The 13,044-nt window shown below is 68.7% G+C and carries 7 protein-coding genes; 3 read left to right on the forward strand and 4 right to left on the reverse strand.

The genetic code is table 11. The annotated features are described in order from the left end of the window. Positions 1-14: 14 nt before the first annotated feature. Together GF068_RS12550 and GF068_RS12555 are read left to right on the forward strand one after the other, a co-directional pair. Positions 15-1,673 (forward strand): tetratricopeptide repeat protein, encoded by a 1,659-nt coding sequence (locus GF068_RS12550; RefSeq protein WP_153819585.1) that lies wholly within the window; start codon positions 15-17, stop codon positions 1,671-1,673. 24 nt (positions 1,674-1,697) lie between these two features. Beyond that, the gene (locus GF068_RS12555) at positions 1,698-2,228 is read left to right on the forward strand and encodes a mismatch-specific DNA-glycosylase (protein ID WP_153819586.1); all 531 of its coding nucleotides are present in this window, start codon (positions 1,698-1,700) and stop codon (positions 2,226-2,228) included. On the opposite strand, the gene GF068_RS12560 is transcribed toward GF068_RS12555, so the two are convergent. After that, on the reverse strand, positions 2,192-2,950 hold the full coding sequence (locus tag GF068_RS12560) for a DNA alkylation repair protein (protein ID WP_153819587.1): 759 nt from the start codon (positions 2,948-2,950) through the stop codon (positions 2,192-2,194). The two genes, GF068_RS12555 and GF068_RS12560, sit on opposite strands and share 37 nt — an antisense overlap. A gap of 255 nt (positions 2,951-3,205) precedes the next feature. Here GF068_RS12560 and GF068_RS12565 point away from each other — a divergent pair, with 255 nt between their 5' ends. Then, positions 3,206-7,822, forward strand: a complete 4,617-nt coding sequence (locus tag GF068_RS12565; RefSeq protein ID WP_153819588.1) for an AAA family ATPase — start codon at positions 3,206-3,208, stop codon at positions 7,820-7,822. Positions 7,823-7,825: 3 nt separating this feature from the next. Here GF068_RS12565 and GF068_RS12570 read toward each other — a convergent pair whose 3' ends face one another. The 3 genes from GF068_RS12570 to GF068_RS12580 all read right to left on the reverse strand — a co-directional run bounded on the left by GF068_RS12570 (position 7,826) and on the right by GF068_RS12580 (position 13,016). Beyond that, complete coding sequence (locus tag GF068_RS12570; protein ID WP_153819589.1) at positions 7,826-9,148, reverse strand: c-type cytochrome; 1,323 nt, start codon at positions 9,146-9,148, stop codon at positions 7,826-7,828. Positions 9,149-9,161: 13 nt separating this feature from the next. Beyond that, positions 9,162-10,277 carry a hypothetical protein gene (locus GF068_RS12575; protein WP_153819590.1) on the reverse strand — a complete coding sequence of 372 codons (1,116 nt, stop codon included), beginning with the start codon at positions 10,275-10,277 and terminating at the stop codon, positions 9,162-9,164. Between the two features lie 300 nt (positions 10,278-10,577). Continuing rightward, the gene (locus GF068_RS12580) at positions 10,578-13,016 is read right to left on the reverse strand and encodes an acetylxylan esterase family protein (protein ID WP_153819591.1); all 2,439 of its coding nucleotides are present in this window, start codon (positions 13,014-13,016) and stop codon (positions 10,578-10,580) included. Positions 13,017-13,044 lie beyond the last annotated feature (28 nt).

Below are 13,044 nucleotides of genomic sequence, written 5' to 3' on the forward strand. Positions count from 1 at the left end.
TATCCACGCGTGTCGTGACCACCTTCGAGGGGCGGAAAGGGGCCTGGGAAGCGCTGCGGCGTCACGATCCCGCAAAGGCCCGCGACGCGACGCAGGCGCTCGACGCCGCGCGCCTCGCGTTTCGCCTCGGCGATCGGCGCCTCGTCGACGCGTGGATCGGTCGCGCCCTCGCGCTCGCGTCGGCCGAGGGCCCCGCGCACGCGGCGAAGGTGCACCTCGCCGCGGCGAGCCTCGATCAAAGGGCGGGGCGGTTCTCCGGCTGCCTCCGGCACCTCGAACGAGCCCTCGCGCTCGCGCCCGAGGACCCGGCGCTGCGCGAACGCGGGGCCGAGCTCCTGCGCGCGTTCGGCGCGCCCGCCGACAAACGTTTTTCATGCAATTACATTACATCGGAACCCGACGCGCGGGGCGCCGAAGCCGACGCCCTTCTGCGCCGCGCCCGGGAGAAGAGCGCGAGCGGCGATCCCCGCGGCGCGATCCGCGATCTGCTCGCGGCCAAGCACATCGCCGACGAGCCCCGGAGCTTCGTCATCGACCTCGAGCTCGTCGCGCTCGGGCGACGGCATTTCGGGTTCCTCGACGTCGAGGCGCTCACCACGCTCGGGCGTGGCCCAGACAAACCAAGCCCACGAGCGGCGATCGAGCGGGCGCTCCATCGTCGCTTCGTGGCCCCCGCCCTCGATCACGCCGCGCGAATCGCGAATCGCGCCTGGGACGGGCTCCCGGAGGCCGCGCTCGCGCCGCTCCGGCGCGGGCTCGGAGACACGTTTCGCGAGGAAGAGGGCGAGCTCCCCGCGCCGCGCGACGGCCGACTCCGCCTCCTCGCGCGCCTCTTCCCCGAGGCGATCCTCGCGCGGCTCGGCGAGGGCCGCCCGATTCCGATCCGCAGCTCGGCGCGGCACCGCGCCAAGGTCTTGCAATGGTCGATCCGCGGCAGGCCCGCCGCGGAGGTGCTCGGCGAATTCGACGCCATTCTGCGGGATCATCCGCGCTCGCACCACCCCCACGCTTACCGGGGCGAGCTCTTGCTCTGGCTCGGGCGCACGGACGAGGCCGAGGAGGATTTCCGCCGGGGCCTTTTGATCCAGCCGCGCGCCCGGTGGCTCCATATCGGCATGGGCGCCGTGCACGTCCTGCGAGGTGATCACGCCGCGGCGCTCGCGAGCCTGCAGCGCAGCGTCGATTGCGCCCCCGCGCTCGTCGGCCCCACGCTCTACGGGGTCCGCGGCGAGGCCCATCGATTGCGCGGCGATCTGCGCGCGGCCGCGGAGGACCTCGCGCGCACCTGCCGCGACACGCCCTCGCGCGTGAGCGCCTGGGTGAACCTCGCGCTCACCGAAGACGACCTCGGCCGCGCCGAGGCGCGCGACGCCGCCTTCCAGGAGCTCTCGCGCCGCGCGCCGTGGCTCGTCGCGGACGCCGCCGAGGAGGCGCTCGGCCTCGTTTTGCCGGCCCTCGACGACCACGACGCCCGCCGCGCCACGCTGGAGCACGCGCGGCGGATGCTCCGCGGCAATCGCTCCTCGTCCTGCGTCACCTATTTCACGCGAGAGGGCGAGCTCCGCACGGTGTTTGCCCTGGATGAGCCGGGACGAACGTACCCGCGGAGCGAGCTCGACGGCGTGGGGGACCGGGGCGTCCAGGGAAGTGGACAAACCCGCGGGCGGGATTAGAATCTCGACGATTCACCCGACGTCATGCCCTCGCCGAAAGGAACCACGCCCGACATCCTCGCCCCGGGGCTCGACGCCCTGTTCATCGGGATCAACCCGGGGCTGCTCTCGGCGCAGAAGGGGCACAACTTCGCCAACCCGGCGAACGCGTTCTGGAGGCTGCTGTACGAGAGCGGCCTCGTCCCTTCGCGCATCGTCCCCGAAGAGGAGCACCGCCTGCTCGACCACGGCCTCGGCCTGACGAACCTCTGCGCCCGCGCGACGCGTGGCGTGATGGACCTCGGGCGCGAGGACTACGAGGCGGGCCGGCGAATCCTCACCACGAAGATCCACCAAATACGCCCCCGCATGGTGGTCTTCGTGGGCATCACGGTTTGTCGGAGTTATTTCGCCAAGAAGGCCTCGGAGCCCATCCCCTGCGGCGAGCAGAAGGAGCAGCTCCTCGGCGCGCGGGTCTTCGTGGTGCCGAACCCGAGCGGGCGCAATGCGCATTTTTCGTACGCCGAGATGCTCGAGCACTACCGGGTCGTCGCTCGCGCGCTCGGCCGCGCTTGAGCTTTCTTCGCGGGCGCCTTCTTCGCGCCGGCCTTCTTCGTGGCTGCGCCCGCGCGTTTCGCCTGGTGCGCGACCATCTTCGTGATGTATTCGGCGGCGTCCGGGGTCTTGCAGTTCGTCTCGCCGTGATCGACCTCGACCTTGCCGATGGCGCGCGCGACCTCGAGCGCCTTTTCGCGAAGCGGCTCGATGTACCCGCCGATCGCGATGAGGGCGCCATTCATGCCATACCGCGTTCGATTCTGCGCGCCGTGGATCTTCTTCTGGATCCGATCGAGGAGGCGCGTGGCCACTTTCTCGGGCAGATCGCCCCGCGCGGCGACGCCGGAGAGGACGAACCACCCGGCCGTGCTCGCGAACTCGCCCGGAAGGTCGATCCAGCGCAGCCCGATCACGAGCGCGTCCTTGCGGCGCGCGGCGAGCGTGGCCACGGCGCCCTCGATCACGTAATCCAGGGCCACGGCGAGCCAGGCGTCGAGCTCATCGGTGCTGAACGCCTCCGGGTCGGCGATCTTCGTGGCGAGCACGCGCGCGTCGTGGTTCCCGGTCGCCCAGAGCCCACACGCGAGGACGTGGTCCGTTCGAATGGCCTTGACGAGCTTCTCGAGGTCTCCGTACGAGACGCCGAACGTCGGGTCCTTCACGCCGTGGCGGGCGTAGATCTTGGCCGTATTGGGCTTGCCCTTCTCGCGCAGGGTCGAAAGGACGGTGTCGAGATCCATGTCGGGCTGTCCTCCTCCGCGACGAGCGCGGCTCGGGGCGATTGTATGCCGGGACAGAATCGATCTCCACCTCCGAGGCCCTGGTCATTCGTGCTCCCGCTCGTCCAGAGTGCCAATGTTTTGGCGGGCTCGCCCCACATCGAGCTCCGTAGGTAAGCGACGGCACGACCACCACCACACAATCTTCTGCATCGGCGGGAGGCGCCCTGCTTGACGCCCACGTACGTCCATGGTGTTCTCTGGAGTATATAGAAAATGAGTACCATTATGGGCGGCTCGACCAGCGACGGTTCGACGTCTCTTGCGGAGCTCCGCCGCGCGCCGATGGCGGTGGGCGAGTTCCTGGAGCTCGCGGCGCAGATCACGGCTGCGGTGTCGGAGCACCACGACCGCGCGGGATATCACGGCGGGTTGTGCCCCGAAAACGTCGTTATCGATAGGGGCGGGGCGGCCGTGCGGCTCCTCGGCGAAGAGGGGGACACGCGCGGCGCGCTGGACGGCGGAGCGTCCGGCACGCTCACGAACGCGGCTCTTTTGCCTTATGTCGCGCCGGAGGCGACGGGGCGAATGAACCGGCAGATCGACGCGCGCTCGGACCTCTACGCGCTCGGCTGCATGTTTCACGAGATGCTCTCGGGCTCACCGCCCTTCACGGCAGACGACCTGCTCGGCTGGATCCACGCGCACGTGGCGCGCACGCCGCCGGCGCTCACGAGCGTCGCGCCGGGCGTGCCTCGGCTGCTCTCGGATATCGTGGCGAAGCTCTTGTCGAAGATGGCGGAGGACCGCTATCAGAGCGCCCGTGGCCTCCTCCACGACCTCTCCCGCTACCGCGCGGCGTGGGGCGAGCCCGAGGCCGCCGTCGATTTTCCGCTCGGCGAGCGCGACATCCCGGAGCGGTTCTGGATGCCCTCGACGCTTTATGGAAGAGATCAAGAGATCGAGGCGCTCCTCCACGCCTTCGACGACGTCGTGGCCAAAGAGCACCCCGCGCTCGTGCTCGTCGCGGGGCCGTCGGGGATCGGCAAATCGTCGCTGGTACGTGAGCTCGAGCGGCCCGTCGTGCGCGAGAGGGGAATCTTCGCGTCCGGGAAATTCGACCAGCAACGAGAGATCCCCTATGCGACGATCGCGCAAGCATTCGGGCAAATCTCGCGGCAGCTCCTCACCGAGAGCGAGGCGCGCCTGGTCTCCATCCGCGAGCGGCTCCTCGCGGCCGTGGCTCCGAACGGCAGGCTCCTCATCGACCTCGTGCGCGAGCTCGAGCTCATCCTCGGCGCGCAGCCGCCCGTGCCGCCCGCTGCCCCGCAGGAGGCGCAGAACCGCCTGAACAAGGTCTTCCTCGACCTGATCTCGGTGCTCGCATCCAAGGAGCACCCGCTGGTCCTCTTCCTGGATGACATGCAATGGGCCGATCCAGGCAGCCTCTCCTTGATCCAGAACGTACTCGCGAGTCCGGGCGAGCGCCATTTGCTCGTCGTGTGCGCTTACCGCGACGGCGAGGTCGACGCCGATCACCCGTGGGCCGGCGTGATGAGGGCGCTGGAACAGACAGCCCTGACCATCGTCCGCGTCACGCCCGCGGCGCTCACCGACGAGGACGTGTGCGACCTCGTGACCGATACCTTCCGCTGCGACCCGGGCTACGCCGCGCCGCTCGCGGCGCAGGTCCGGCGCCGGACCGCCGGCAACCCATTCTTCGCGGCGCAAATGCTCAGCGCGCTCTGCCAGGAGGGCATCATCACCTTCGACCGCGCGAGCGGGTCGTGGCGCTGGGACATGGCAGCCTTCGGCGCGAGGGGTTTGTCGGGGGACGTGCTCGCGCTCCTTTCCGACAAGCTCGGGAGGCTGCCTCCGCCGAGCCAGCGCGTGCTCGCGCTCGCAGCTTGTATCGGCACCACGTTCGACCCGGCGATGCTCGCCGTGGCCGCGGGTTGCTCCGAGGACGAGATCGGCGCGCGCCTGCGCGAGCTCGCGCGGGCGGGATTCGTGGAGATCGACGAGCAAAGCGCGCGGTTCGTGCACGATCGCATCTGGCAGGCCGCTTATGCGCTCATCCCCGAGGAGGAGAAGGCGTCATTGCACCTCGACATCGGGCGGCGGCTCGTCGCGGCCCGAGGCGAGGCGGACCTGTTCGAGCGCGTGCGCCAACTCGAGCGCGGCGCCGCGTTGATCAGCGATCCGGCCGAGCGGCTGAAGCTGGCCGAGCTCGACGTGCTCGCCGCGCGCAAGGCCATGCAATCGGCCGCGTTTCGCGCCGCCGCTCGGTACGCAGCCGCGGGTCGCGCGCTCTTGCCCCCCGATGCCTGGGAAGCGCATTACGAGCTCACCTACGCGCTGCACGTCGAGGGCGCGGCATGCGAGAACGCGAGCGGGCGCTTCGACGAGGCGAGCGCGCTCCTCTCCGCCGCGCTCGAGCACGCGCGTTCGACGGCGGACCGCCTGGTGATCCACCGCGTTCGTATGGAGCTGCGCACCAATCGAGGCGATTTCGCGGGGGCTTGCCTCGAGGCGATCACCTGCCTCGCGCCCCTCGGGATCACGCTGTCGCTCCATCCCTCCGCCGACGACGTCGGCGAGGCGTGCGCGCGGGTCCTCGGCACGCTCGGGGACAGGTCGATCGAGCCGCTGATCGACCACGACGAGCTCCGGGACGCCGACATGGCAGCAGCGCTCGCCGTGCTGGCGACGGGGTATGCGCCCGCCCATTGGGTGGATTTGAAGCTCGTGAACCTGCTCGCGTGCTGGATGGTCGAGCTGTCGCTCCGGTACGGCAATGCGGACGCGTCGGTGCAGGGATACGTCGGCTTCGGCGCGTTGCTCGGGCCGGTCTATGGCCGATACCTCGAGGGCGCGCGGTTCTGCCGGCTCGGATATCACCTCGCGAAGCGACGCGGGAACGCCGCGCACATCACGCGCGCCTGCAACGTCTACGGCGGCCTGGCGAGCTTCTGGACCGAACCATTGCAGGTAGGCATCGCGCTCGCCGCCGAGGGCCTGGAGTCGGCCATGCAGGCGGGCGATCTGACGTATGCCAGTTTCAACCTCGTCCAGCACGTCTTTTTCATGATCCAGGCCGGCGCGCCGCTCGCCGAGGCCTGTCGCGAATTCGAGGAGCGGACGGAGTTTGCCCGAGACAACCAGCTCCCCCTCGCGGCGCCTTATCTCCTCGGCGTACGCGGGTTCCTCGCGTGTATGCTCGGCAAGACCCCGAGCCTCTCGAGCTTCGACGAGGAGGGCCTCGAGGACGCGGCGGTCGAGCGGCAGATCCTGGCCACCGGCCCGCTGTTCGAGGACACCTACCTCGCGCACAAGATCCTCGGGCGCACGATCGCCCGCCGTCACGCGGAGGTCCTCCCCCTTTCGGCGCGCGCGCAGGCGATCGCGCCGCTCGTGCCCGGCCTCGTGTACCGCCCGGCCGTCGTGTTTTGCACGGCGCTCGCGCTCGCGGCCCTCCACGACGACGCGCCGCCGGACAAACGGGCGTCGATCCTCGAGGAGCTGCGCGCGGCGGCGGCGCAGCTCGGCACGTGGGCGCAATGCGGGCCGGCCAATCACGAGCCGAGGCACGCCCTCGTCCTCGCCGAGCTCGCGCGCGTCGAGGGGCGCGAGCTCGAGGCGACGCGGCTCTACGATCGCGCAATCGAGCTCGCGCGGAGGTACGGGTTCGTCAACGACGAGGCGATGGCTCACGAGGCGGCCGCGCGGTTCTTCGAGGCGCGTGGTTATCCGAGCATGTTCCGCGCCTGCCTGCGGGCGGCGCGCGACGCTTATGCGCGCTGGGGCGCCGTCGCAAAGGTGGCTGAGCTCGAACGGGAAGGGGCCCTGGACGAGCGGCCGCCGCATACGCCCCCCAGGCCTCCGGCCGCGAGCGCGTCGCAGCCGTCGCCTGCTTCGCGGGAGGTGGTCGGCCCGCCGATCGAGGCGCTGGTCGTGGTGAAGGCAATGCAGGCGATCTCGAGGCAGATCAGGACGGAGGAGCTGCTCTCGTCCTTGCTCCGCATCATGATCGAGCACGCGGGCGCCGAGCGGTGTGATCTATTGTTCGTGCAGCGCGAGGAGCTCCTGCTCGCGGCCTCGGCCCTCTCCGATCACCGCGGAATCGAGGTCTCCGTGAAGGACCCGCCGGAGCCGCCCTCGCCGCGCCAGGTGCCGCATTCCATCGTGGGTTATGTCAAGCGCACGCGCGAGCCCCTGATCTTGGGCGACGCGGCCCGCGAGGGCATGTTCTCGACGGACGAAGAGGTCGCGCGCCGAAAGACGCGTTCGGTCCTGTGCATGCCGATCATGCGACAATCGACGCTCGTGGGCGTGATCTACCTCGAGAACAACCTGGCGCCGCAGGTGTTCACGAAAGAGCGCCTCGAGACGCTCGAGCTGCTCGCGTCCCAGGCGGCGATCTCGCTCGAAAATGCGGCGCTCTACGAGGACGTGGCGCACGAGCGGCGGAGGGCCGAGGACGCGCTCCGCGACAACGTCGCGCTCATCGCGCGGCAAGAAGAGGCGATCCGGAGCCTGTCCACGCCGATCATCGAGGTTTGGCAGGGCGTCCTCGCGATGCCGCTCTTCGGCGCGATCGACGAGCGACGCGCGGCGCAGATGATGACGGTCCTGCTCGACGCCGTGGTCGGCCAGCAATGCCGGTATGCGGTCCTCGACGTGACGGGGGTGGCGACGATCGACGCTGCGACGGCGGATCACCTCGTCCGGCTGGTGCGCGCCGTGCAATTGCTCGGGGCCAAGGGTATCGTGGCGGGCATGCGCCCGGAGGTGGCGCGGACCATCGTCTCGCTGGGGGTGGACCTCGCGGGTATCGAGACCCGGGCCAACCTGCGGGAGGCGCTGGTCCGGTGCATGCGCAATGCGGGGTAGGAATCAGAGGATCTTCAGGAACGCGACGAGGTCCGCCTTCTGCTTCGTGTTCAGGTGGATCTGCTTCTTCTTGCCGTCGGCCGAATGGTTGTACCAGGGGCTCGTGAAGTAATCGACGACCTCCTCGAGCGTGTCGGCGGAGTTGTCGTGGAAATACGGCGCGACGTGCCGGATGCCGCGGAGCTGCGGCACCTTGAAACGGTGCAGATCCTCGTAACGCGCGGTGGCCGCGGCGACGCCGATGTCGTCGACGACGGTGTGCTCGACGATGGTCCCGTCCACCTTCACGAGCTTCAGCACCACCGGGACGCGCTGGCCCGTCACGCTATCGAAATCGCGGAACTCCAGGTCGTGCTTGTTCCGCTGCGAGACGCCGATATCCATGACGTGCCCGTAATGGGGCGGGAAGCTGAGCGGATTGCCGTCGACGTGATCCCGGTTGCTGAAGACGTTCGGCATGTTGTGGCACGACATGCAGTGCTTCGCGAACAGCTTTTGCCCGCGCTTCTCGGCCGGCGTCGTGGCGTTCACCGTGTAGAAGGGATCGTCGAGGAGCGTGTCGTGCAGCGGGTCGTCGGGATCGAGCAGCGCGGCGAGCTCCGGCGGGTCGATCTGCGACTCCATGAACGCGCTCATGTCGCGGAGATCCTGGATGGGAGCGAGGTCGTCGAAGCGCAGGTCCGTGTTCTGCGTGTGCGTGAAGATCGCGCCGCGGACGGCCTCCGTGAGCTCGCGCATCCGGCCGTCGTTCAGCGCGCCGAACGTGAAGACGATGTTAATGAGCGGCTGGCTCTTGCGCCAGAAGAAGACCTTGAGGAAGGGGTCGCCCGGCGGCAAGAGCGGGTTGAACCGGTTGGCGCGGTGAAACAAGAGCCCGAGCTCGTTGAAATTGACCAGGCCGAGCGGCTCGTCGCCGATGTCCGATTCGAGGCCGGTGAAGAGCACGTCGTCGAGCGGAATGGTGCTCGTGAGGGGCAGGGGCGGCAGGCCGAGGCGGTTCTCCGGGCGGTGGCACGTGAAGCAGGTCCGCCCGTTGCTCACGACCGTGCCGGCGATGCTCGATTCGCCCTCGAAGAGCGCTTGCGAGTCGTCGGAGGAGACGCCGTCGGCGGCAATGCCGAATCTGGCCTGCCCGTTCACCGGATCACCGAGGTCGCCGATGCGGTTCGGGAAATCGAGCGCCTGGGTATAACGCACCCCGGCGTCGAAGAACTGCCGGAAGAGGTCGTCGTTCGAGGGCGTCGCGTCGGCCTGGACGGCGATCGCGCTCGCGGCGAAGACGGCGGCGCCCAGGAGCCAATGATTGCGGTTCGCGTGTTTGCTCATGGTCTGCCTCCTCTCACTGCGCGCAGAAGTTCGGCCCGGTGACGTGGGGTGTGGCGAGGAAGGGCTGGCAGCCGAGCCCGTTGCCTCCCGGGATGGGATGAATGACCGGCGCGACGTTGCGGACGACCCGATTGAGGTGCAGGTGGTAGCCGTTCGGCGTGCCGCCTTGCATGCCGGCGAAGTTGCTGATGAGCGAGGCCCCGCTGAAGACGTAGGGGGGATCGTTGTTCGGGTATGGCGTCGCGGCGTCCTCGATGGACATGTCGAAGATCACGCCGGCGCGGAGGATATCGGCGAAGCTCGGCCCGGTGTTCGGCGGGAGCCAGCCGTACACGTAGGGCCGGAGCTGGCCGGCGGTGGGATCGGCGGGGTTCGACTGGCAAAGGTCGTGCGGAAGATTCGTGACGATGGCAGCGCCGGTCTGACCGCCCTCCTGGGTGACGTGATCGTAAGGAATCGTGTACTGGTGGTAGAGCCTGCCCTGCGCGTCCGGGTTCACGACGATCGAGCTCACGAGCGGGAAGATGGGGAAACCCACCGTGATGGAGTTCGGCGGCGGTCCGCCGGGGAAGTCGTATTCGCTGCCGAGGAGCAGGTTGGTGTCCGCGTCGTAGTAAAACGACGTGAGCGCGGTGTTGATGGTGCCGAAGATGGTCCAGAGGCGATACCCCGTGACGAGCAGGTCCTTCTGGCGCAGGTGGAAGGGGTTGTGGAAATAATCCACGCCCTCGGTCCGCTCCACGACCGGCGCGCGCGGGATGTTCCTGCCCTTGAGCGTGATACGGACCGTGTTCGCCGCCTTGTCCCAGTCGACGCGGACGGTGCCCTTGACGTTGCGGCAGTCGCCCCCGGGGGGGGCGATGATGAGGTCCTCGATGTTGGCGTTGGCGCCGCGCCAGAGAGGGGCGTACACGGAGCCGCGGTCATTGTCCCCAACCCAGACCGGAGAGAGGATCGCCTCGTCGGTGTTCGTCCAGAAGGGCTTGGGCGGCGCGTTCAGCGAGGCCCTGATCGCATTGTAGGAGAGAGATTGTTCTGCAGATCCGACCGTCTCTTCGGTCGGCTCCGACGCCCCGCTGCATGCGAGCAGCGCGAGCGCGCACGTGAGCAACCCAATCCGTGTTCGCATGGACGCATCCCTCCCTTGCCGTGAGAATGACACACGGCAGGTTCGTTCGGCTGATGGTCGAATGGACCCGTGATCACCCCGCGGGTCCTCAAATGGTGAACCCGCGCGCACGGTAAAGTGGATCAAGCTCAGTATATACAGTTCGTCTGGTAGGGCAAATGATTCCGTACCGCCGGGGCAAATCCGGAATCCGCGTCCCGAACTGTCAGTGATTCGACACTCGGGCCATGCTGGGGCGGCCCATGGGTTGCATGCCGGGCGCGCGTGACGCGGGCGCGTCGACGCGGTGCATAAGAACGCCTACGGCGCGAGGCAGGGGGTATTGCCGCAAGGATCGATGACCTTGCCCGTCGAGCGCAAGAACTCGGAGATCTGCAGGCGCGCGCCCGGCAGGACACGCGGCGCGCCGTGGGGATCGACGCCGTCGCGCAGCGGCTTGTTCTCCACGGGCGGCGCCGGTGTGCCCTTGTTCGACGCCATGTCGTACGGCCCCGTATCCCAGACGAAGAGCGCCGAGCCGAAGTGCGGGTAACTCTCGAGCGGCTGAATGCCGAAATACGGGGTCACGTCGATGGAGCGGCCCGGGTTCAGGACGGGCACGTGGATCCCCGCGCCGATCGTGCGCGCCTCGATGTCGGCCGACCATTGCGTGACCTGATGGTCGGCGAACGCGTTCTGCATGAGCACCGCGTGGGTGGGCGTGTTCGGCAGCGGATCCTCGCCGACGTGCCAGGCATACCCGTTCGTCTCGCCGCGATCCCAGAGCATCTGCGCGGACGAGAAGACGAAGCGCCGGTCGAATTCGTTCGTGTACGCCTGGTCGAAGAACGTCCGGAGATCGTCGAAGCCCGTGGCGCGGTCGAGCAGGAGGCTGTAGTTCATGCCCGTGACGCCGAGGACGCCGCGGCGGATGTCCTGCGAGACGGCGACGAGCGCGCCGCCGAGGATGCCGCCCTGGCTGATGCCGTAATAAAACACGTCGCTCGTGTCGATCAGCGGCTGATCGAGCGGGCCGCCGCGGAACGCCGGGTCCTTCACGAAGCCCTCGGGGTGGATCATGAGCCGCGCGAGGAAGAGGTTGTTCAGGAGGCCCTGCTGGAGCCGGTCGGCGAGCGTATTCATCCGGCCAAACTCGGTGACGAGCCGGAGGATGTTCTCGTCGTCGCTCGACGCCATCCCGATGAAGTCCGTCGCGCAGAAGACGAAATTGTACGTGTTCGAGAGCTCGCCCGTGGCGGAGCCGCCGTTCACCTGGCTCGCCGAGCCCTGCTGGCCGTGGCCATAAAGCGCCGCGCGGCCGGGCACGACGGGCTGCGTGTTGTCGTTCCCGTCCGGGAGCGCGGCGCGCGGGATGTTGCAGATGAAGTTCGCCTGGAGCGTGGCCGTGCCGTCGAGCTGATCCGGGAGCCCGTCGTTCGGCTCATCGTAATGGAACGACGACCCCGAGACGCCGTTCGCCTGGTTCAGGTAGTTCGGGACCGTGAACGTGCCGATGACGCGGCGCGAGCGGTTCGCGTCGGGGTTCTGGAGGACCTGCGTGATCGTGAACGTGGGCGCGGCATTGCCGAGATTGGCGAAGGCGTCGTCGCGGATGTGGAGCATGCGCCCCGCGAGGCTCTTCGCGCTGGCGACGGTGAAATCCCAGGCGAGGTAGAGCTCCTTGCGCTCGATACCCGCGCCCGCGAGGACGTCGAAGATTTTTTCCATCGAATCACGCCGGGCCTCGATCGCCGGCACGTCCGAGGGGATCGCGTCGCGGTAGACCTGGAAGGCGTCGGAGGCCTCGATCGTCTTCCCCGCGCTGTCCTTCAGGTTGCGGAGGGCGACGACGTAGCGGTGCCCTTCACGGAAATTCATGCCCGCGCGGAGGATGAGCGCGCGCGTCGCGTCACTCGTCGCATACGAGTCGAGCTCGCCCCAGACGAGGTGCCTCTCGAGGGTGTCGGCGTCGACCACCACGAGCGGCGAGTCCGCCTCGAGCGAGCGCTCCATGTGGTTGATCGCGCCGATGCCGGTCGCGGCGAGGTCGAGGCCCGGCACGTACGTGAGGAGCATCTGGCCGGGCGAAAAACCGTCGGCGCGGTTCCAGTCCGTCGGATCCATTCCAATGCCGCCGGGGCTCACGATCGACCCCGGGGGCAAACCCGCGGCCGGGGAGAGGTCGACCTCCTTGTTGACGGGCATCGACGTCGGGTGGAGCGCGACGCGGCGGCCCGTGCTCGTCGCGGGATCGATGGTCGTGAAATGGTCGTTCGGCCAGGGGAAGAGGCAATGGGCGGTGTCCAGGATGTCGCAACGATCGGCGTTCGAGACGTCGATCGTGTTCGGATCGACGTCGAAGACCGGCGGAGGGTCGGGCGGCGTCGTCACGCAATCGACGGAGACGGCCGTCACGTCCGCGCCGGCGATGGCGCCCTTGCCGCCCGTCACGGTGCACGTCTGCGCCGGGTCCGTGGGCTGCGCGGTCACGGTGACGTCGTAGTCATCGCCGTCCGCGAGCCCCGGCGTGAAGGAGAAGGAGCCGCTCGCCTCGATCGGGAGGCTCGAGAAGAGGTCGTCCGGCAGGGCGATCTCGAGGACGAGGCCCTTGCCTTCGAGGCCCTTCACGGCCCCTCCGACCTTGTATTGGGAGCCCTCGGCGGGCGGCGGCGGCGTGGGCGTGGGCGCGGGATCGGAGCCGCAGCCGGCGGCGCCGACGGTGGCGAGCAGGAGTGTATAGGCAAGACGAGTTCGACGCATGAAGAGTCCTCCGTGATCCGCGCAGGGT

This window comes from Polyangium spumosum, from assembly GCF_009649845.1.
Lineage (GTDB): Bacteria > Myxococcota_A > Polyangia > Polyangiales > Polyangiaceae > Polyangium > Polyangium spumosum.